This window comes from Bordetella sp. FB-8, from assembly GCF_000382185.1.
Taxonomy (GTDB): domain Bacteria; phylum Pseudomonadota; class Gammaproteobacteria; order Burkholderiales; family Burkholderiaceae_B; genus Bordetella.
Genome location: NZ_KB907784.1, coordinates 2433401 through 2453624 on the forward strand (window position 1 = coordinate 2433401; position 20224 = coordinate 2453624).

The window sequence follows — 20224 nt, forward strand, 5'->3', positions numbered from 1 at the left end:
TTACTTGATCGTGAAATTCCAGGTGCCCTGGGTCTTGTGTCCGTCTTTGGACAGGGCATGCCAGGTGACGATGTAATGTCCTGAGGGCAGGGGGTGATTCACCGCCAGATCCATGGCTTTGTCGTCCCCCGCTACCAGAGCGGCCTTGCCCAGGTTCAGCATCTTGCCGTCGGCGCCGGCCAGCGTCATCGAGGAAAAGGCGATGTTCAACCCTTCGGTGTAATCGCCGCGTATTTCCGGCGGCGAGGCCACGGTGCTGCCGTTTGCGGGCGAGGCCTGCTTCAGATGGGCGTGGGCCCAGGCCGGTTGGGGAAGCAGCAGCGCGGCAGCGCAGGCAAGAAGCACTTTTTTCATGATGGACATGCTCATATAGGGGAAGAGGCGGCGCAACCGCGGGGCGAGCCGACCATAGCACACTGTACGATCTCGGGCGCATACTGCATCTTTCAATTGAATGCACTCGTGCATGAACGAAATGAATGAAGTGCTGGTCGTAGGCGGGGGAATCGTAGGCGTGTGCTGCGCGCTGGAAATGCAGCGGCGCGGCGCGCGCGTCGTCCTGGTCGACAGGAAAGCCCCCGGCAGCGAAACCTCCTACGGCAATGCCGGCGTGTTTTCGACGAGTTCGCTGGTTCCTTTCAACAATCCCGCTCTTTTCGCCAGCCTGCCCGGCCTGCTCAAGAATCGAGGACAGAGTTTTCGTTATGACCTTGGCTATCTGATGCAGATGGCGGGATGGGGCGTGCGCTTCCTGCTGAACGCCCGGCGATCGAAATTCGAGGAAACCGCCGCGGCCCTGCACGCGCTGATTTCGCTCTCGACGGTCGAGCACATGCGGCTGCTGCGGGAAGCCCAGGCATTGCACAGGCTGCGGGACACCGGCTGGATGACCTTGTACCGCGACCAAGCCGCTTTCCAGGCCGGTTCGCTGGCGCGGCATACTTACGACCGTTTTGCTATCTCCTACAAGCTGCTCGACCAGGAACGGATCGCGGACCTCGAACCCAGCCTGGCGCGCGGGTTCCATTGCGGCCTGTGGTTCGACGGCGCCATGTCGGTGGACAGTCCCGGCGCGGTCACCCAGGCCTATGCGCGCGTTTTTGCAGACCGCGGCGGCGAGTTGATGCAGGCCGAGGCTGCCGCCCTGCAGGTGTTGGACGGCAAGCGCTGGCAGCTTACGACCTCCTGCGGCAAGCGGCTACTGGCGCAAAAAATCGTCGTTGCCCTGGGACCCTGGACCAACGACCTGCTGCGCACGATAGGCCTGCGGCTGCCTATGGCCTTCGAACGGGGCTATCACATGCACTATGCCAGCGAGAACGGCGCGAAGCTGAACCGCCCGGTCTACGATGCCGCGGGCGGCTATGTGCTCAGCCCGATGGAGCAGGGCATACGCATGACGACCGGCGTGGAACTGAACCGGCGCGACGCGCCCCCGGACTTCGCGCAGCTGGAGCGCTGCGAGGCGGCCGCGCGCAGGGCCTTCCCCTTGGCCAGGCGCCTGGACGATGTGCCCTGGCTGGGCCGGCGGCCGACCTTGCCCGACAGCAGGCCGGCCATCGGCGAGGTGCCGCGACGCAGGGGCTTGTGGCTGGCCTGCGGCCATCAGCACATCGGCTTTTCCACCGGCACCGGCACCGCGGCCTTGCTGGGAGCGATGATGCACGGCGAGTCGCCGCCGATTGATCCCCGGCCGTTTCTCGCTTCGCGATTCATACGATAGCAGGCCGTGAAAGAAACGGGCCGGGCGCGAACGACAGACGTTCGCGCCCGGCCCGTTTGCATTGTGTATGCCAGGCAGCCGCAGCCCGGTTACTTGTGCTCATCCACACGCCTGGGTTCTGTGTGCTGCGCAGGCGCCGGATGCGCAGCGGGGGCCGGGCGCGGCGCCGCTTGGGGATGCCGCTGTGGATGGAACTGAGGCCGTGGCTGCTGTGGATGAAACTGCGGCTGAGGCCTCTGCGGATGCGCCTCGGCGGGGCGCGGCGCATTGACGTGAGGCGGCTGGAAGCTCTGATGCGGCGTGGCTTCGCGCCGGGGCATTTGCGGATGCGCCGCCGGCGCCCGCTCCGGTCCGTTGTGCTGAAACTGCGGCGCTGGGTTGCGCGAGGGCGGATTCCCCGAGCGATGCATTTCCATTGAACGATTGGGGGGGGACTGCGGAGCCGGCCTTGGGCCAGGATGCGAGTCGTTGGCATTGAATTGCGGCATGGTCATGGTGCGTCCGGGGCGCGCATCTGGAAACGCGCCAGGGTGCATGGCCGGCGCGGTTGCGGGATGCATCGCGGGGGCTGCGCCGGAACGTTGATGCATGCGCATCTGCTGTGCGTGCAACTGCCGCTCATTCATCTGCTGCATGCGTATCTGCTGCGGCGAAGGGCGCCTGTTGCCGTAGTTGTTGACCACGCGGTAGTGGTTGTATCGGTTGATGATGGTGGTCGACGTTCGGGAGATGTACGTCGTGTGGTTGTAGACCACCGACGGGCGCCAGCCGCCGCCGGGACCGCTGGGACCGTAGCTGGGCGGCGGCGCCCAATGCATGCCCCAGTTGTGCCAGCCCCAGCCCACGTGACTGAACATGGCGGCGCCGACCACGATGCCCACGCCGAAGGAGATCAGGCCTACGGTGACGCCGACTCCCGGTGCAAAGACCGGCGGCTCGTAGGCATAGCCCGGATAGTAGGCAACCGGCGCGCCATAGACTACGGCCGGATTGTAGGCGGGTACGTAGACCACCTCAGGCTGCGCGGGCTCGATCACGATGGTCTGCGGCGGGGGCGCGACGACGGGCGGGCCGTCGTAGATGAGCGGTGCGTCCGGCGCGGGCACGTATTGCGGCGTCACCACAGGGGGCGAAGTCATGACCACTATCTGGCGGTTCGAACTTAGATGGCCGGCGGCCTTGGCGCGCTGGCGCATAACCTGCACGGCGTTCAGCACGTCGCTCGGATCGTTGTAGTAGGCCTGTCCGAGCGCGGTCGTCCAGGCCATGTTCGAAGACATTTGCGACAGCACGGCCGGGAATTCGGTCAAGGCTTTGACCGAGGGATCCCAGGGCTGCTGATCGGCGGCGCTGACGAGCGCCGCTCCTGTGAGATCGGGATTCTGCGTCACCAGATCGTTGGCGGCTGATATCTGATCGGGATACGTGGCGCCCGCCAGCACCAGTGCGACCAGCTTGTCGGGGAATAGGGCGATGGGCGCAGTCATTTGATAGAGCTGGCCCGCGGAGGGCGGCGTGTAGGCCGCGGACGAGGCCGGCGCCGAAGCGGGCGGATAGGCAGGCGCCTGCTGCGCGAGCGCTTGTGTTCCGAACGTGGTCAGGCTCAGCATCGATACCATCAGCGATGATGTGATCACGCGCTGTGTGGGGGTGTGTATCCTACTTTTCATTGCCGTTCCTTCTTTTGGTCCATGGATTTGCGCGGAGGATGGGAAGCATTTTCTAGGCACGCAGCACGGGCAGCGTGATGTAGCACCCGCCCAGAACCGGCCGCGAGTCGATGCCCCTCCAGTTTTCGAGAATCGTTGCGTAGACCGAGCGAAAGCCCACGCCGACCGGCGGATTGCCGTTCGCGTCCAGCCGGTCGAGCGCTGGCGGCACGCCGTAGAGGCCGCCGCGCACGGCGCCGACCGAATTCCGAATAGCTCGCCACCAGCGTCCAGTCCCAGCGGTTCATTTCGACCAAGGCGCTGCGCATCGCGGCCATGCCTTGCGAAAACTGCCTGAGCAGGTTCTGGTGCCGGTCGGGCTGGTCGTGATGGGTGTCGAAACCGTTGAGCGTGAGCCGGATGGCCGCGACGCCCTTGCCGGACTCGCGCGGGTCCGAGCGCGTCTGCGAGTCGGCCACGATTTGCATCGCGGTCTTGACGAGGCTGCCGAAATTGCCGGGCGGGAAGGAAGTATGCAGCATGGCTTGTCCATCCGCGGACCGCAGTCGATCTGCGGCGCGCTGGATTTCGTGTTCGACTTCCAATATATGGGCGAGTTCCGGGTTGCCGCCCGTCTTAGCGACGGAATGGACCCGTTTTGAATCACGTAGAAACTGTTGCGGGTTGACCAGGGCGATGGCATGGGCGCCGTTGGCGAGCGGCCCCATTTCCGCGCTGCCGATCACCACCGCGTCTGAGGCGAAGCTTTGCGGCACCCGGTTCTTCTGGAACGAGCGCGTGAGCCAGCGGGTATCCAGGTACTGGTTCGACGCCGAGGCAGTATTCCAGATCTCGATGGAGCGGAAATGCGAGAGATTGGGCATGGGGTAGCTCACAGCCTGCACAATGGGCAACTCGCGCTGCTGCCATAGCGGCATAAGCGCCTGCATAGCAGGGTGCAGGCCGGTCTGCCTGTCGAGCGCAATAACCTGGTCGCGCATGATGCCGATGGTGGGCCGCAGCTGCGCGTAGCGCGGCGAGGCATAGGGGATGACGGTGTTCAGGCCGTCGTTGCCGCCCTTGGGTTCGACCAGGATCAGCAGCCGGGCATAATCAGGCGGGCGCGCAGCGCCCCATGCAAGCCCGGGGTGGATGGCGGCGGCGAGCGAAGCGGTGCCGGCCCGAAGGAAATGGCGGCGATTCATTAGAGTCTGTCGTGGCAGACATCCAGCCCGACGGGTGAGCCCCCAAACGCACGCCTGGCCGCGTTGCGAATGCTCGCCGCAGCACACCCACTACGTCTGCGCTTCGCGCCTTGCCAGGCGCGCGGTTGGAGGCTCATGCGTGGCTCCTTTTAGTGTTAACAGGCCTTAGTCAGATGCCGATCGGGTCACGGCGCCCAGTGGCCCTCGACCCATACCCAGCCGCCGGCGCGTCCGGCCCAATGACCGGGCACCCAGTGATAGCCGACGCGCACGGCCCGCCAGTGGCCGGGTATCCAGACGTAGCGCCCCTTGCGCCAGACCCAGTGGCCGCCGTCCCAGGCATAGCCCGGATGCGGCGCAGGCACGACTTCGATCTGCGGCGGTGGCGGGGCCACGCGTATGACGGCCGGCCGCGCGGGTTCGACCACGCAAGCAGACAGGCTCAGGCAGAGCAGCGTGGCGGCCAGCGAGGTCGCGGCCATGCGCCCGGCGTTGCGGTTCGGGTGTAAAGGTCGAGCACAAGCGCGCGGCGAAAGTTGTCGTGCCATATTTCCTTAGCCTTTGAATCGAAGACGGGTAGGCAGCCTAGGAGGGCCAGTCCATGCCGTTTGCTTGGATTGCCTACGTTTAACCGGTATTGCATGCTGCATCCGTCGCCGATCGGCGATCTTTTTTGTAACGGGAGTGCGTGCTGCCGCCTATCCGAACAGGTCCAGTTGCCGGCTCACCACGCCGTCGAAATCCTCACCCAGAAAAGGCAATATGGCATCGGCGATGGGCCGCAACTGCTTATCCACATAGTGCGCGTAGTCGATGGGAAAGCGCCGTACTTCCAGAGGTTGCGGGCCGGCCTCGGTGATCACGTAGCTGATCCAGCCGCCGTTCTGGTATTGCCTTGGCCTTCCCTGGCTCCGGTTGAAATCGTCTGCCATGCGTGCGGCGCGCACATGCGGGGGGACATTGTGTTGGTATTCGCTCAGCCGTCGACGCAGGCGTTTGCGATAGACCAGCAGATCGTCCATCTGGCCCAGCAGCGTGCGCCGCACGACATCTTGCACATAGTCCCGGTGGGGCTGACGGTCGAAGACGCGCCGATAGAGCTCCTGCTGGAACTGCTGCGCGAGCGCAGACCAGTCGGAGCGCACCGTTTCCATGCCCTTGAAGACCAGTTCGGTGCTGCCGTCGTCGCGCACTACCTGGCCGGCGTAGCGCTTTTTGCTGCCCAGTTCGGCGCCGCGCACGGTGGGCATGAGAAAGCGCCGGTAATGGGTGTCCAATTCCAATTCCAGCGCGCTTTCCAGGCCGTATGTTTGGTGTAAATGCTCGCGCCACCAGCGGTTGACATGATCGACCAGTCCCTGGCCTATGGCGGCCGCGCTCGCCTGATCATGGGCGCGCCCGAGCCAGACAAAGGTGGAGTCGGTGTCGCCGTAGATCACCTCAAAGCCGCGCTGCTCGATCAGGGCGCGGGTGCGGCGCATGATGTCGTGGCCGCGCAGGGTGATGGACGAGGCCAGGCGCGGGTCAAAGAAGCGGCAACCGCTGGAGCCGAGCACGCCGTAGAAGGAGTTCATGATGATCTTGAGCGCTTGCGAGAGCGGCGCATTGTTTTCGCGCTTGGCTGCTTCGCGGCCCTGCCATACCTGGGCGACGATGCCGGGCAGGCAATGCTTGTCACGCGAGAAGCGCGCGCCGCGATAACCGTCCACGGCGTCTGCCGGGCCGCCGGCGCGCAGGCCCTCGATCAGCCCCGCCGGATCGATGAGAAAAGTGCGGATAATGGCGGGATAGAGGCTTTTGTAGTCGAGCACCAGCACCGATTCGTACAGGCCGGGCCGCGAGTCCATGACAAACCCCCCGGGACTGGATTCGGGCCGGCGCTCGCCCAGGTTAGGCGCGACAAAGCCCAGCCTGTGCATGCGCGGCAGGTACAGGTGCGTGAAGGCCGCCACCGAACCGCCGTTGCGATCGGCGGGCAGGCCGGTCACGCTCGCGCGTTCCAGCAGGAAATCGATCAGCCCGGTCTTCTCGAAGATGCGCGCGACCAGCACGCAGTCCTGCAGGTTGTAGCGGGCCAGCGCGGGCTTGTCCTGTGCGAACATGCGGTTGATCGCATCCATGCGGTCGTAGGGGTTGTCGATGGCTTTGCCTTCGCCCAGCAGGTTCCGCGCCACCGCTTCCAGACTGAAAGACGGGAAGCTCCAGGTGGCCGAGCGCAGGGCTTCGATGCCATCGATCACCAAGCGGCCGGGGACCGTCGCGAAGTAGTGCTGCTGGCTTTCGCCGTGTTCGCGCCACTGTATTTCCCCGCCGGCGCGGCCCAGTCGCAGCGGCATGCCCAGGCGCTGTGCATGTTCCTGCAGGATGCGCAGATCGAACTGCACCAGGTTCCAGCCTATGATGGCGTCGGGGTCGTGGCGCGCCATCCAGCCGTTGAGAGCGTCGAGCAGTTCGGCGTGCGTCGCGCAGTATTCGAGCGCGAAATCGCATTCGCCTGCCTGGGCTGGCCCCGGCCCCAGCATGTAGACCTGTCTCTGGCCGCAGCCTTCGATGGCGATGCAGTACAGCTCGCCGTTCATGCTGGTCTCGATGTCGAGCGAGGCGAGCCTGAGCGTGGGCCGGTAGCCGGTTCGATCCGGTTTGATGCGAATCGAATTCGTAGCGCCATCTCGCGGCTCGGTCGCATCGTCGAAGGCGACCGCGGCGGTGATGAAGCGCTCCATTAGGTAGCGTTCCGGCGGCCGGATGTCGGCCTCGTAGACATCCACGCCGGCTTGCCGCAACTGCTTTTCCAGCTTGAGTAGATGGCGGTGATGTGTGCAATAGAGGCCCAACACGGGTCGATGATGGAAGTCACGCAGTCCCAGCGGACGCAGTTCGGCGCCATGCTCGCCGCGCAGCAGGGATTGGGCCGTTTCGCGCTGTTCGGCGGGGATGAAGGCCACCGAAACCTGGTCAGGAACGCGCAGCAGGCGCGGTCCGGCGTCGGTGGCCAGCCAGAGTTCGATCTCGGTGCCGGCGGCCGTATCGCGCCAGTGCCGGGTGAGGATGAAGCCTCGCTGAGTGTTCACGCGGGGTGCCTGGGAAACGCATATATCGATCAGCGCCATTTTACCGGGCAGGGTGGGGGCGGCGTGCTTAAATTCCGGGCTGGTCGATCTAGGTCTTTATGGTGAACCCTATGCCCGCACTTTCGCAGCAGATCCTCGAAATCACCGAAGAGGGTTCGCGGCTGCGCTTGGCCCCGCACTATGGCGGGCGTCTGTTGTCCTGGGACGTCGACGGGGAGCCGGTGATTCATTGGCCCGAAAAGGCCGACTGGAGCCGGCTCGGGGGCGTGCGCGGCGGCAATCCCCTTCTGTTTCCCTTTCTGGGCCGGCACCGCGTCGACGGCCAGATCGGCCGCTGGCGGGATGCGCGGGGCGTGGTGCGCGAGGTGCCCATGCATGGTTTCGCGCGCGATTTGCCGTTTATCGCGCAGATCGAACCGCACGGCAAGGGCGTGCGCATGACGCTGCAGGACAGCAAAGCCACGCGCGCCGGCTATCCCTTCGGCTTTCGCTTGGAGGCCGCCTACCGGCTGATCGACGCCCGCACGCTCGAGGTCGAGCTGAGCGTGTTCAACACGGGCGATGCGCCCTTGCCGCATTATGCGGGCCACCATTTCTATTTCACGCTGCCGCACATCCAGCGCGGCGCGGCCTCCATGGAGCTGCCGCCCACTCAGCGGCGCTACCATCGGGCCGACGGCGCCATCGCGGCGGCTGTGCCGGGCCAGGCGCGCTACACGCTGGACGACCCGGTCATTCACGACTGCATGCATTGCCTGCAAGGCTTACCGGACCGACCTGTGCGCCTGCGCATGCCGGGCCTGGACCGCCGCATCGAGATCGATCTGCGGCGCCCGGGTTCGGTGCCCTGGTATTGCGTTACCACCTGGACCGAGGCGGCAGAGTCCGATTTCTATTGCGTCGAACCCTGGCTGGGTATGCCGGACGCGATTCACAACGGCCTGGGGCTGCGCTGGGTGCGGCCGGGGCAGGCCGAATCGGCAGTGCTGCGGATCACGGTGGGTCGCTGATGCCGACAGGCGTCTTGGTGCCGCGGTGGGCTTCATCATGTTGTCACGCCGATAGGGTAAATAGCGAAAGGACTTTTTCTCCTCAATTTTTCATCCGACGGCGACAACGTGAGCGACTCCGACCTACTCTCCTTACACACCCGCCGGCTCTATGCCGAAATGATCGACAGCCTCGACGAAGAGCTGGAGATGGAACTGGACGACGAGCGCCTGGACGCCATGCTGGAGGGCGACCATGCGGGCGATTCCGACATGGATCGCCGCCAGTACTTTCGCGAGCTGCTGCGCCTGCAGGGCGAACTGGTCAAGCTGCAGGACTGGGTGGTCGACAAGAAGCTCAAGATCGTCGTGCTCTTCGAGGGGCGCGACGCGGCAGGCAAGGGCGGCGCCATCAAGCGCATCACCCAGCGCCTGAACCCGCGCGTGTGCCGGGTGGCGGCGCTGCCCGCACCCAATGACCGCGAGCGCACGCAGTGGTACTTCCAGCGCTATGTATCCCATTTGCCGGCGGGCGGCGAAATCGTGTTGTTCGATCGCAGCTGGTACAACCGCGCCGGGGTGGAGCGCGTCATGGAATTCTGTACCGACGAGGAATACGAAGAATTCTTCCGCAGCGTGTCCGAGTTCGAGAAGATGTTGGTGCGCTCGGGCATCGTGCTCATCAAGTACTGGTTCTCGATCAGCGACGAGGAGCAGCATCGGCGCTTCCTGGCCCGCGTGCATGATCCGCTCAAGCAATGGAAGCTATCGCCCATGGATCTGGAGTCGCGCCGCCTATGGGAGGCCTATACCAAGGCCAAGGAAGAGATGATGGAGCGCTCGCACATTCCCGAAGCGCGCTGGTGGATTGTCGAGGGCGTGGACAAGAAGCGCGCCCGCCTCAATTGCATACGGCATCTGCTCGATCAGGTGCCCTACGGCGAGGTGGGCCATCCCGATGTCGTGCTGCCCCAGCGCGTGCATCATCCGGACTACAGCCGCAATCCGCAGCCGCAGGATATGTACGTGCCGTCCGTTTATTGATGAATAAAGCCACGCGTGCGTGGCTTTATTTGCGTTTCAGGCGTTCAGGGCGCCGGGTTCGGATGCCTGACGTGGATGGCTTCGATGCCGGCGAGCACATCCGCGTTCAATTCCACCTCGACGCTATCGATGTTTTCCTTGAGCTGATCCAGCGTCGTGGCGCCAACCAGGTTGCTGGCGACGAACTTGCGCGCGTTCACCCAGGCCAGGGCCAGGGCCACCGGCGACAGGCCATGCTGCTTGGCCAGCGCCACGTATTCGGCCGCGGCCGCGTCGGTTTCCGGATTGCTGTAGCGGGTAAAGCGCTCGAACAGCGTCAGGCGCGCCTTGGCCGGGTGCGCACCGTTCAGGTACTTGCCCGACAGCACGCCCATGGCCAGCGGCGAATAGGCCAGCAGGCTCACGCCTTCGTGATGGGTGAATTCCGACAGACCGATCTCGTAGACGCGGTTGACCAGGCTGTACGGATTCTGGATGGACGCCGGGCGCGGTAGGTTCTTCATTTCCGCATGCTTGAGGAACTGCGCCATGCCCCAGGGTGTTTCGTTGGACAGGCCGAAGTGGCGGATCTTGCCGGCCTTCTGCAGGTCGCTGAGCACCTGCAGCGTTTCTTCGACGGGCACGGTGTAGTCGTCTTCGACCCAGGGGTAGTTGAGCTTGCCGAAGGTGCTGGTGGTGCGGTCGGGCCAGTGCAACTGGTAGAGGTCGAGGTAGTCGGTCTGCAGGCGCTTGAGGCTGGCGTCCAGCGCTGCGGTGATGTTCTTGCGGTCCAGAAAAGTCTTGCCGTCACGGATGTGCCCGGGGCGCTTGGCGTCGCGCACGGGTCCGGCCACCTTGCTGGCAAGGTAGAAATCGTCGCGTTTGCCGCGCCGGGCGATCCAGGTGCCGATATAGGCTTCGGTGCGGCCCTGGGTTTCGGGCTTGGGCGGTACGGGATACATCTCGGCGGCATCGATCAGATTGACGCCGCGCGACAGCGCATAGTCGAGCTGCTGGTGGGCCTGGGCTTCGGTATTTTGCTCGCCCCAGGTCATGGTACCCAGGCCGATCAGGCTGACTTCCAGGCCGGTGCGGCCAAGCTGGCGGTATTTCACTGCAATACTCCGGGTTGTTGAAAGGGCTTTTGGCCCTTAGGGTTTTGGGCAATGGTACTCCCGCTCCAGAGGTATAGTGCAACGCACCAATTTCCCTTCCCTCGACAGGCAGGAGTTTTAAATGCCCTCATTATTCGATCCCCTGGTTGCCGGCGAACTCAAGCTGGCCAACCGTGTCGTCATGGCGCCGCTGACCCGCAACCGTTCACCCAAGGCCGTGCCGCAGCCCATCGCCGCGACCTATTACGCTCAGCGCGCCACGGCCGGCCTGCTCATTACCGAGGCCACGGCCATCTCGCACCAGGGCCAGGGCTACGCCGACGTGCCCGGCCTGTACGGCGCCGACCAGATCGAGGGCTGGAAACGAGTGACCGGCGCCGTGCACGAGGCGGGCGGGTGCATCGTGGTGCAGCTCTGGCATGTGGGCCGCATCTCGCACACCTCGCTGCAGCCCAATGGCGGCGCGCCGGTGGCGCCCTCGGCCATTACGGCCAAGTCCAAGACCTACGTCATCGACGCCGAGGGCAAGGGCGAATTTACGCCGACCTCCGCGCCGCGCGCGCTGAACATCGAAGAACTGCCGGGCATCGTGTCCGACTATCGCAAGGCGGCCCGGGCGGCCATCGAGGCGGCCTTTGACGGCGTGGAACTGCACGCCGCCAACGGCTATCTCATCGACCAGTTCCTGCGCTCGGACAGCAATCAGCGTACCGATGCCTACGGCGGTTCGATCGAAAACCGTGCGCGCTTGCTGTTCGAGGTGCTCGATGCCATCACCGCCGAGATCGGCGCGGGGCGGGTCGGCATCCGTATTTCGCCGGTGACGCCGGCCAACGATGTCAGCGATCCGAATCCGCAGCCGCTCTTTAACTACGTGGTAGAAGGCCTGGCGCGCTACGGCCTGGCTTATGTGCATGTGATCGAGGGCGCCACGGGCGGGGCGCGCGACTTCCAGCAGGGCGACGCGCCCTTTGACTATGCGGCGCTCAAATCGGCCTACCGTGAGGCCGGCGGCAAGGGGGCCTGGATGGCCAACAACGGCTACGACGGGGCGCAGGCGCAGCAGGCCGTGGCAAGCGGGCAGGCCGACCTGGTGGCATTCGGCAAGGCATTTATCTCCAACCCGGATCTGGTGCGCCGCTTGCGCGAGCAGGCCCCCTTGAATGATTGGGACCAGTCCACGTTCTACGGCGGCGGCGAGAGGGGCTACGTGGACTATCCGGTGCTAACCTAAAATAATTCAGCTATAATCTTGTCTCTTTAGCGCCCGTAGCTCAGTTGGATAGAGTACTTGGCTACGAACCAAGGGGTCGTGGGTTCGAATCCTGCCGGGCGCACCAAGATGAAAAAAAGGCCGGGTGCTTGCGTACCCGGCCTTTTCTTTTTTCGGGGGTGGCCAGGCATGACTGCAGAAAAAGTGGCGATCGTGACCGCCGGCGGCAGCGGCATGGGGGCGGCGTGCGCCCGCAAGCTGGCGGCCGACGGCTTCAGGGTGGCGATACTTTCATCTTCCGGAAAGGGCGAGGCGCTGGCGGCGCAATTGGGGGGCATCGGTGTAACCGGGTCGAACCAGTCCAACGAGGACCTGGGCAGGCTGGTCGAGCAGGTCCTGGCCCGCTGGGGGCGCATCGACGTGCTGGTCAACAGCGCCGGTCACGGGCCGCGCGCAGGCGTCCTGGACATTTCCGATGAAGACTGGCATCGCGGCATGGATACCTATCTGATGAACGTGATCCGTCCGGTGCGGCTGGTGACGCCCGCCATGCAAAAGCAAAAGTCCGGCGCGGTCGTCAATATATCGACGGCCTGGGCCTTCGAACCCAGCAATATGTTTCCGACCTCGGCGGTATTTCGCGCGGGGCTGGCCGCCTTCACCAAGCTTTTCGCGGACACCTACGCCGCGGAAAACATCCGCATGAACAACGTCCTGCCCGGCTGGATAGACAGCCTGCCGGCCACCGAGGAGCGCCGCGACAGCGTGCCTATGGGCCGTTACGGCACCAGCCAGGAGATCGCGGCCACAGTTGCCTTCCTGGCTTCGGAAGGGGCGGCATACATCACGGGGCAGAACCTGCGCGTTGATGGTGGGCTGATGCGGTCGGTTTGACCGCGGCCACCATGGACGTCGTGCCGAGCGGCACCGGCAGCGCCGGCGCGGACCGGGCAAGATCAGGGTTAACAGACCCTAGGGAATTCCATAGGGTGCGCCAGCTGACATGCTAAAGAGTCGTTCATCGTGTACCGTTAAGATTCATAACAATATTGAACGGGACGAGAGATGGAAACGAGCAGCCGCTTGGTCGACGAACGCGCCAACCTGACCAGCACGAACCGATTCGAGCTCCTGCTGTTTCGGCTCGGCGCCGCGCCGGGCGGCGGCGATCAGCATGAGCTTTACGGCATCAATATCTTCAAGATCCGCGAGATCATGCAGATACCGGCGGTGACGCCGATAGCCGGTTCTTCGGATTTCGTGCTGGGAGCCGTCGACATCCGCGGGCAGATCATGCCTGTCGTCAATCTGCCCAAAGTGATGGGCTGCGACCCGACCCGAGGGCTCAATCTGCTTCTGGTCACGGAGTTCGCGCGGACGGTGCAGGCCTTTGCCGTCGAGGAAGTCGATGACATCGTGCGGCTTGAATGGAACCAGGTGTTGTCGGCGGAAGCGGCTATCGGCGGCAGTTCCGTGACCAGCCTCGCGCGGATCGATGGCAACACGGGCGATTCCCGGCTCGCCCAGGTGGTCGACGTCGAGCAGGTGCTGCGCGACGTGTTCCCGGCGCAGCACCCGGATGTCAAGCCTGAAGACGTCGGCTCGCTTGCGAGTCTTCCTCCCGGCGCCAAGGTGCTGGCGGCGGACGACTCGGGGTTTGCACGCCGAATCATCGAAGAGTCGCTGCAGGCACTTGGCGTGGACTACATCATGACCAAGACCGGCCAGGAGGCATGGGAGGTGCTGCAGGAGATTTCGGACACCGTGCAGAAGCAGGGCGGGCGCGTGCGCGACAAGATCGCCCTGGTGCTGACGGATATCGAGATGCCGGAGATGGACGGCTTCATGCTGACCCGGCGGATCCGCGGCGATATGCATTTGCGCGACATTCCTGTTGTCATCCATTCCTCGCTGACCGGGACGGCCAACGAAACGCATGTCAAGAACGCCGGGGCCACAGGCTATATCCCGAAATTCTCGCCAGGAGAACTGGGCGAGATATTGCGCCAGACGCTGGCTGCCACCCGGGAAGGCTGAAGGAAAAATCAGGGGGCATTCTTTTGTGGCGCATTCGGGTCGTGTATCAACCCTCCCGACTGATGCCGCCATAGCCGTGCGTACAACCCGTTTTTGGCACGCAGTTCGGCATGCGTGCCGGCTTCGACGATCCGGCCCTTGTCCATCACCACCAGGCGGTCCAGACGCGCGATGGTCGACAGGCGGTGGGCGATGGCAATCACCGTCTTGCCGCGCATCAGGGTTTCCAGATTGTCCTGGATTGCGGCTTCGGCGTCGGAGTCCAGGGCTGAAGTGGCTTCGTCCAGAACGAGTATGGGCGCGTTCTTGAGCAGAACGCGGGCGATGGCGATGCGCTGGCGCTGGCCTCCGGAGAGTTTCACGCCGCGCTCGCCCACGAGGGTATCCAGGCCGGTGCGGCCTTGCAGGTCGGCCAGGGCCGCGACAAAGCCGTCCGCCTGCGCTTGGCGCAGGGCCTGCACGATCTGCGCGTCGCTGGCCGCGGGCTTGCCATAGCGCATGTTGTCGCGTACGGATCGATGCAGCAACGAGGTGTCCTGCGTGACCACGCCGATCTGCGAACGCAGACTTTCCTGGCCGACCCGGGAAATATCCTGGTCGTCGACGAGAATGCGTCCGCCGTCCAGATCGTACAGGCGCAGCAAGATATTGATGAGCGTGGACTTGCCCGCGCCCGAGGGGCCGACCAGGCCTATCTTCTCTCCCGGCTCGATGTCCAGAGTCAGCCGGTCGATGACGCCCGACGGCCTGCCATAGTGAAAGGACACCTCCTCGAAACGTATGCCGCCCCGTGTCACGCGCAGATCCTGCGCGCCCGGCGCATCGGTCACGATGCGTGGCCGCGAGATGGTGTGGATGCCGTCCTGCACCGTACCCAGGTTCTCGAAGATGCCGTTGACCACCCACATGATCCAGCCCGACATATTGTTGATGCGTATGGCCAGACCGGTGGCCAGCGCGATCATGCCGGCCGACATATGTCCGCTGGCCCATAGCCACAGCGCCAGCCCGGGCGTGCCGGCAATCAGGATGCCGTTGAGCACCGCGATGACAAAGCCCATGCGGGTGATCATGCGCGCGGCATATTGCGCCTGCTCGGTCTGCTCGGCCATGGCCTCGCGCACGTATTGCTCCTCGAACTGCTGGTGCGCGAAGAGCTTGAGCGTGGCGATATTGCCGTAGCCGTCGACGATGCGGCCCATGAGCTTGCCGCGCGACTGCGAAGCGATGGCGGCCCGATGCTTTACGCGCGGCACAAAGTAGACCAGCGTGGCGATATAGCCCGAGATCCAGGTGACCAGCGGCAGGGTCAGTCGCCAGTCCGCGTGGGCGAACAACACCAGCGAGGTGATCGAGTAGATCAGCACGTGCCAGATGGCGTCCATGGCCGAGACGGACGAATCGCGCAGCGCGGCGCCGGTCTGCACGATGCGATTGGCGATGCCGCCAGCAAAGTCGTTGAGAAAGAAAGCCAGGCTTTGCTTGAGCACGTAGCGGTGGTTCTGCCAGCGCACCAGCGTGGCCAGGCCGGGCGTCAACGTCTGGTGCACCAGCAGGTCGTGGATGCCGGTGAGCGCCGGACGCAGAATCAGCGTGACCAAGGCCATCAGCCACAATAGGCGGCCGTGCATCTTGAAAAAATTGCCGCCGGGCGCGCCGCCGGACATCGCGCTGGCCCAGTCCACGATGCGGCCGAGAAAATCGAACAGCGCCACATCCGCCAGGGCGGACAGCAGGCCGACGGCCAGAAGACAGATCAGGGGGCCTTTGACCTGGCGCAGATAGTGGGCATAGAAGCCGACCAGGCCGTCGGGCGGCATGACGTCAACGGACGGCCGGAACGGGTCGATCAGGCCCTCGAACAGGCGGTCGATCAAGTGCGGGCGGGGAGGCGTCATGCCGGGCGGGAAAGCGTGGGGCGACGGATTCATGGTAGCAAAACGCGCTTGTCCGCTCCTGCGCGTATCCCGACAAAACCCTGATGCCTTGTCGCGCAGATCCGGACGGTTCGGTGCGCAGCGGTTAAATTCGACCCCATTGAAATGCGGGAGATACAAACATGAGCAGCCCGTCTTGGGGCCCCAACTGGAATCTGGATGGCATTGTTTCGGGCCTGCGCGCGGCGCGGGTGGACTGGCGCGGGCCGCAAGGCCGCCTGCGCGAAGCCTCGGCGGGCCGCGAGTTTCCGTCGCAAGACAGCCTGCGCCAGATCGTCGCGCAATTGAGCGGGGCGCTGTTTCCCATGAGGCTCGGTCCCATCGATCTGCGCGAGGAAGGCGAGGATTTCTATGTCGGCCATACGCTGGGCGAGGCGCTGGATGCCCTGCTGGGGCAGACATACCTGGAACTGCGCCACCTGGGCCGCCATGAGCCGCAGTCGTGCGAAGAGACCATGGCGCGCGCCGTGCAGATCGTGCGGCAGTTCGGCGCCGAACTGCCCAGGCTCCGGCGCGCGCTCGACCTGGATGTGACGGCGGCCTATCAAGGCGACCCGGCCGCGCGCAGCGTCGATGAGGTGCTGCTGTGCTATCCGGGCGTGACCGCGATGATCCATCATCGCCTGGCCAATGTGTTGTACCGCCTGGGCGCGCCCATGCTGGCGCGCATCGTGGCCGAGATCGCGCATGCCGAGACTGGCATTGACATCCATCCCGGCGCGACCATAGGCAAGCGTTTTTTCATCGATCATGGCACGGGCGTGGTAATAGGCGAGACCGCCATCATCGGCGACCGCGTGCGGCTCTATCAGATGGTGACGCTGGGGGCCAAGCGCTTCCCGCCGGGCGAGAACGGCGAACTCAAGAAAGGCCTGCCGCGGCATCCCATCATCGAAGACGATGTGGTGATCTATGCCGGCGCAACCATCCTGGGCCGCGTCGTCATCGGCAAGGGCTCGACCATAGGCGGCAATGTCTGGCTGACGCGCGATGTGGCGCCGGGCAGCAATGTCACGCAGGCCAGCCTGGTGAGCGATCTGCCGGGCTGCGGGCTGGACGGCGGCTAAAAAATGAAACGACCGCCGCGTCCGCTTTGTTCGCTGCACGCCGGGGGGGCGTCCCTGTCCCTCGGGGTGGCCCGGCGCGGCTAAGATGCAGGCGCTGCGCGACTTTTTGACCGGCCGGCGCCTCTTCGTGCTGACCGGCGCCGGGTGCAGCACGGACTCGGGCCTGCCCGACTACCGGGACGGGGCCGGCGAATGGAAACGCAAGCCGCCCATCGATTTTCAGACCTTCATGGGCAGCGACACGAGGCGCGCGCGCTACTGGGCGCGCGGCCTGGTGGGTTGGCGGCGCTTTGGCCAAGCGCAGCCCAACGCGGCGCATCGCGCGCTGGCCGCCATGGAACGCGATGGGGGCATCGCGCTGCTGGTCACGCAGAACGTGGATGGCCTGCATCAGGCCGCAGGCAGCCGCGTCGTGCTCGACCTGCACGGCCGCATGGTCCAGGTGCTGTGCACGGCGTGCGGCTGGCGCGGCCCGCGGGCACACTGGCAGGGTCAGTTGGAGTCACTGAATCCCGAGTGGATTGCCTTGGATGCGCCGGATGCTCCCGATGGCGATGCCGATCTCGACGGCCTGGATTTCACGCACTTCGTCGTGCCGTCGTGTCCGCATTGTGGTGGCATCGTCAAGCCGGACGTGGTGTTCTTCGGCGAACTTGTGCCGCGCGAGCGCTACGAGCGCGCCATGGCGGCGCTGGACGAGGCCGACGCAGTGTTGGTGGTGGGTTCTTCACTGATGGTGCATTCGGGCTACCGCTATGTGAAGGAGGCTAGCCATCGCGGCCTGCCCATCGCGGCCATCAATATGGGGCGCACGCGCGCGGACGATTTGCTATGCCTGAAGGTGGAGCAGTCCTGCGCCCAGGCCCTGGGCGCGCTGTATCCCGCCTAGCCTGCAGCAGGCGGCCTGCAAAACCCGCCTACAGGGCCTGTCTGCTGCCATGCCTGCGGTCAACCAGCAGGAGCTGGCGGGCTTCTTCCCAGGTGGCCTCATCGGGGGCGAGCAGCAAACCTCCGTCGCGGTGTGTGGGCTTGTAGGGGCTGCCGTCAAAATGGGCGGAGTAGCCTCCCGCCTCCTGGTGCAGCAGCCAGCCGGCCGCGTGATCCCAGGGATGCAACACGTTGTAGAGCAGAATATGGCAATGCCCCGAGGCTGCCATGCGGTATTCGTGCGCGGCGCAGTGCAGCGAAGTATTGCGGGCGAAAGCGGACAGGCGGACATGGGCCATGTCGCGCAAATTCCGAGGCAGGCCGCTGTCGTCGATCATGCATTCCATGTCCTGTACCGGCGCGGGCTTGGCCACCGACAGCGGCGACATCTCGCCATCCTCGCGGGCCATCCATGCGCCCTCGCCCCGTACCGCAATGGCGGCATCGCGGCAGACCGGATCGTAGATGACGCTGGCGATCACCTCGCCGCGGTGGCAAGCGGCGACCATCATGCCAAATAGCGGCAGCCCCATCACATAGTTGCGAGTGCCGTCGATGGGGTCGACGATGAAGGCCAGGTCGGCGTCCACCAGCATGTTCAGCAGCGCCGGATTGCGCTCCGAAGCCTCTTCGCCTATGAGCACGGCGCCGGAGTGTTGCTTTGCCAGACGCGCGAAGATCTGGCGCTCGGCTTCCTCGTCCGCATCGGTGACCAGATCGCGCGGCGAACTCTTGCAGCGTATCGCCTCCGGAGGCAGATTACGAAAGCGTGGCATGACGACGGACTGCGCCACTTCGGCCAGTACGACGGCAAGACGACGCGTATCGTCACGCGAGAATGTGCGGCTCATGTCTGAGGGGGAGGGAGAATCGGGGAAGTCTTTCAATCTAGCACGACATGATGTCGATTGTGCGTTTAGTAACGTTGTTTGAGTTCTTGAGTCGTTTGCCATGCCGGAACGGGGGGGCCTATGAGGCTGCCTGGTCGGCAGACTCGGCCCCAGGACGGGGCCTTGGCCATCGATCGAGCAAAAAAGGCGGTCCGGGCGCGAACTCGCCCCTGCGGGACTCAGGCAGCGCGTCCGGACTTCCCCCGCCCTTTTTGCTCGGACCGGGCAGCCTCCAACAGGCAGCCTCATAGGCGTAGCATTTCGGAAAAATCGGCGCATTCCAAGAGAGATCAAGCCATGGTCTTGCGTAAACTTGCGGTAGTCTGGCCGGCGTTGGCCGGGCATCAAGGGGAGAAATGCCGGCATGTCCGATGAAGCGAGCAGCCTGCCGCCAGAGGTGATGGCGTCTGTGGCCTACCTGGAAGGCCGGCGAGTGTGCGATGTGCCCGTCGAAGACATTCCCTCCTATGTCGGCCGCGCAGACAGCCTGCTCTGGACGGGCCTGCGCGAACCCACCGAAGACCTGCTGACATGCGTGCTGGCCCGCCTGGGCGCCGATGCGCGCTGCCGCGAGGACATGCTGCAGGCGCACACGCGGCCCAAGATTCTGGACTACGGCAATATGGTGCTGGTGGTGGCCATCATGGTCGAGGTTCAGGCCGAGCGCCCCGCGTTTGGTGAAACCCAGCTTCTCATCGGCAACGGGTTTCTGCTCACGGTGCGGCGCGGCTCGGTGGCGCCGTATGCGGATCTGCGCGCCCGCCTTGAAGCCGTGCCCGGCCTGCTCAAGCGCGGCAGCGACTACGTGGCGGCGGAATTGCTCGACCTGCTGGTGGACCGCTATGCGATTGCCTTGCACAAGCTCGAAGCCCAGGTCGAAGCGGCGGAACAAAAGCTGCTGATCCGCGGTACCAGCATGGCCGACATTCGCAAGCTGTATCGCCAGCGTCGCGACCTGCTGCGCATCCACACCGCCGTGGCGCCGATGGCCGAAATATGCCGCCGTCTGGCGCGGGTCGAGATGGATCCCATCGACGCGCAGGCCCGCCCGTATTACGGCGAAGTGGCCGATCGCGTGCAGCGCATTGACGAACTGATCAACGCCTTGCGCGAGGCCCTGGTGTTTGCCTTCGAGGCCAGCCAGATGATGGCGCAAGCCCAGCAAAACGACACCACGCGCAAGCTGGCGGCTTGGGCCGCCATACTGGCCGTGCCCACAGCCATTGCGGGTATATATGGCATGAATTTCGAATTCATGCCGGAGCTGAAATGGCGCGGCGGCTATTTCTTGATCCTGGGCGCCATGGCGACGATTTGTATGACACTCTACTGGCGCTTGCGCCGGGCCGGATGGCTGTAATGCCTTTTCGAGGTGCAA

At 64.6% G+C, this 20224-nt stretch carries 16 protein-coding genes, 1 tRNA gene and 1 pseudogene; 10 read left to right on the top strand and 8 right to left on the bottom strand.

Going from position 1 to position 20224, the window contains the following annotated elements; genetic code table 11:
- Window positions 1-354, bottom strand: a complete 354-nt coding sequence (copC, locus tag H143_RS0111745; protein WP_155803380.1) for a copper homeostasis periplasmic binding protein CopC — start codon at window positions 352-354, stop codon at window positions 1-3.
- 112 nt (window positions 355-466) lie between these two features.
- Between copC and H143_RS0111750 the strand changes: the two genes are divergently transcribed.
- A complete protein-coding gene (locus tag H143_RS0111750; protein WP_019938442.1) occupies window positions 467-1723 on the top strand; it encodes an FAD-binding oxidoreductase in 1257 nt (418 codons plus the stop codon).
- 89 nt (window positions 1724-1812) lie between these two features.
- Here H143_RS0111750 and H143_RS20560 read toward each other — a convergent pair whose 3' ends face one another.
- From H143_RS20560 to H143_RS0111770, 4 genes and pseudogenes are all read right to left on the bottom strand, one after another.
- Window positions 1813-3393, bottom strand: a complete 1581-nt coding sequence (locus tag H143_RS20560) for a DUF3300 domain-containing protein (protein ID WP_081627042.1) — start codon at window positions 3391-3393, stop codon at window positions 1813-1815.
- Window positions 3394-3445: 52 nt separating this feature from the next.
- Window positions 3446-4577: pseudogene (locus H143_RS21395) on the bottom strand (DUF1501 domain-containing protein).
- 185 nt (window positions 4578-4762) lie between these two features.
- The gene (locus H143_RS0111765) at window positions 4763-5059 is read right to left on the bottom strand and encodes a YXWGXW repeat-containing protein (RefSeq protein WP_019938444.1); all 297 of its coding nucleotides are present in this window, start codon (window positions 5057-5059) and stop codon (window positions 4763-4765) included.
- Window positions 5060-5275: 216 nt separating this feature from the next.
- Window positions 5276-7648 (bottom strand): DNA polymerase II, encoded by a 2373-nt coding sequence (locus H143_RS0111770; protein ID WP_026349976.1) that lies wholly within the window; start codon window positions 7646-7648, stop codon window positions 5276-5278.
- Between the two features lie 110 nt (window positions 7649-7758).
- Here H143_RS0111770 and H143_RS0111775 point away from each other — a divergent pair, with 110 nt between their 5' ends.
- Window positions 7759-8658 carry a hypothetical protein gene (locus H143_RS0111775; protein WP_019938446.1) on the top strand — a complete coding sequence of 300 codons (900 nt, stop codon included), beginning with the start codon at window positions 7759-7761 and terminating at the stop codon, window positions 8656-8658.
- Window positions 8659-8817: 159 nt separating this feature from the next.
- Window positions 8818-9681 carry a polyphosphate kinase 2 gene (gene ppk2, locus H143_RS0111780; protein ID WP_019938447.1) on the top strand — a complete coding sequence of 288 codons (864 nt, stop codon included), beginning with the start codon at window positions 8818-8820 and terminating at the stop codon, window positions 9679-9681.
- 44 nt (window positions 9682-9725) lie between these two features.
- Here ppk2 and H143_RS0111785 read toward each other — a convergent pair whose 3' ends face one another.
- Window positions 9726-10775, bottom strand: coding sequence for an NADP(H)-dependent aldo-keto reductase (locus tag H143_RS0111785; RefSeq protein WP_019938448.1), 1050 nt, complete (start codon window positions 10773-10775; stop codon window positions 9726-9728).
- Window positions 10776-10896: 121 nt separating this feature from the next.
- On the opposite strand from H143_RS0111785, the gene H143_RS0111790 reads away from it, so the two are divergent.
- From H143_RS0111790 to H143_RS0111805, 4 genes are all read left to right on the top strand, one after another.
- On the top strand, window positions 10897-12009 hold the full coding sequence (locus H143_RS0111790; protein WP_019938449.1) for an alkene reductase: 1113 nt from the start codon (window positions 10897-10899) through the stop codon (window positions 12007-12009).
- Window positions 12010-12038: 29 nt separating this feature from the next.
- Window positions 12039-12115: transfer RNA gene (locus H143_RS0111795), tRNA-Arg, on the top strand.
- Window positions 12116-12177: 62 nt separating this feature from the next.
- On the top strand, window positions 12178-12882 hold the full coding sequence (locus tag H143_RS0111800; RefSeq protein WP_019938450.1) for an SDR family oxidoreductase: 705 nt from the start codon (window positions 12178-12180) through the stop codon (window positions 12880-12882).
- Window positions 12883-13053: 171 nt separating this feature from the next.
- Complete coding sequence (locus H143_RS0111805) at window positions 13054-14025, top strand: chemotaxis protein CheV (protein WP_019938451.1); 972 nt, start codon at window positions 13054-13056, stop codon at window positions 14023-14025.
- Between the two features lie 8 nt (window positions 14026-14033).
- On the opposite strand, the gene H143_RS20570 is transcribed toward H143_RS0111805, so the two are convergent.
- Window positions 14034-15956, bottom strand: a complete 1923-nt coding sequence (locus H143_RS20570) for an ABC transporter ATP-binding protein (RefSeq protein ID WP_019938452.1) — start codon at window positions 15954-15956, stop codon at window positions 14034-14036.
- 128 nt (window positions 15957-16084) lie between these two features.
- Between H143_RS20570 and epsC the strand changes: the two genes are divergently transcribed.
- Together epsC and H143_RS0111820 are read left to right on the top strand one after the other, a co-directional pair.
- Entirely contained in the window at window positions 16085-17029 is a 945-nt protein-coding gene (gene epsC, locus H143_RS0111815) for a serine O-acetyltransferase EpsC (protein ID WP_019938453.1), read from the top strand.
- A gap of 85 nt (window positions 17030-17114) precedes the next feature.
- Window positions 17115-17918: an NAD-dependent protein deacetylase gene (locus H143_RS0111820; RefSeq protein WP_019938454.1), complete on the top strand. Its 804-nt coding sequence runs from the start codon at window positions 17115-17117 to the stop codon at window positions 17916-17918.
- Window positions 17919-17946: 28 nt separating this feature from the next.
- On the opposite strand, the gene H143_RS0111825 is transcribed toward H143_RS0111820, so the two are convergent.
- Window positions 17947-18807, bottom strand: a complete 861-nt coding sequence (locus H143_RS0111825; RefSeq protein WP_019938455.1) for an inositol monophosphatase family protein — start codon at window positions 18805-18807, stop codon at window positions 17947-17949.
- A 403-nt stretch (window positions 18808-19210) separates the two neighbouring features.
- On the opposite strand from H143_RS0111825, the gene H143_RS0111830 reads away from it, so the two are divergent.
- The gene (locus H143_RS0111830; RefSeq protein ID WP_019938456.1) at window positions 19211-20206 is read left to right on the top strand and encodes a magnesium and cobalt transport protein CorA; all 996 of its coding nucleotides are present in this window, start codon (window positions 19211-19213) and stop codon (window positions 20204-20206) included.
- Window positions 20207-20224: the final 18 nt, after the last annotated feature.

Excerpts from the sequence above, each read along its gene's own strand:
- copC (WP_155803380.1), bottom strand. The coding sequence starts at position 354 with ATGAAAAAAGTGCTTCTTGCCTGCGCTGCCGCGCTGCTGCTTCCCCAA.
- H143_RS0111750 (WP_019938442.1), top strand. The coding sequence starts at position 467 with ATGAACGAAATGAATGAAGTGCTGGTCGTAGGCGGGGGAATCGTAGGC.
- H143_RS20560 (WP_081627042.1), bottom strand. The coding sequence starts at position 3,393 with ATGAAAAGTAGGATACACACCCCCACACAGCGCGTGATCACATCATCG.
- H143_RS0111765 (WP_019938444.1), bottom strand. The coding sequence starts at position 5,059 with ATGGCCGCGACCTCGCTGGCCGCCACGCTGCTCTGCCTGAGCCTGTCT.
- H143_RS0111775 (WP_019938446.1), top strand. The coding sequence starts at position 7,759 with ATGCCCGCACTTTCGCAGCAGATCCTCGAAATCACCGAAGAGGGTTCG.
- ppk2 (WP_019938447.1), top strand. The coding sequence starts at position 8,818 with ATGATCGACAGCCTCGACGAAGAGCTGGAGATGGAACTGGACGACGAG.
- H143_RS0111790 (WP_019938449.1), top strand. The coding sequence starts at position 10,897 with ATGCCCTCATTATTCGATCCCCTGGTTGCCGGCGAACTCAAGCTGGCC.
- H143_RS0111800 (WP_019938450.1), top strand. The coding sequence starts at position 12,178 with ATGACTGCAGAAAAAGTGGCGATCGTGACCGCCGGCGGCAGCGGCATG.
- H143_RS0111805 (WP_019938451.1), top strand. The coding sequence starts at position 13,054 with ATGGAAACGAGCAGCCGCTTGGTCGACGAACGCGCCAACCTGACCAGC.
- H143_RS20570 (WP_019938452.1), bottom strand. The coding sequence starts at position 15,956 with ATGAATCCGTCGCCCCACGCTTTCCCGCCCGGCATGACGCCTCCCCGC.
- epsC (WP_019938453.1), top strand. The coding sequence starts at position 16,085 with ATGAGCAGCCCGTCTTGGGGCCCCAACTGGAATCTGGATGGCATTGTT.
- H143_RS0111820 (WP_019938454.1), top strand. The coding sequence starts at position 17,115 with ATGCAGGCGCTGCGCGACTTTTTGACCGGCCGGCGCCTCTTCGTGCTG.
- H143_RS0111825 (WP_019938455.1), bottom strand. The coding sequence starts at position 18,807 with ATGAGCCGCACATTCTCGCGTGACGATACGCGTCGTCTTGCCGTCGTA.
- H143_RS0111830 (WP_019938456.1), top strand. The coding sequence starts at position 19,211 with ATGTCCGATGAAGCGAGCAGCCTGCCGCCAGAGGTGATGGCGTCTGTG.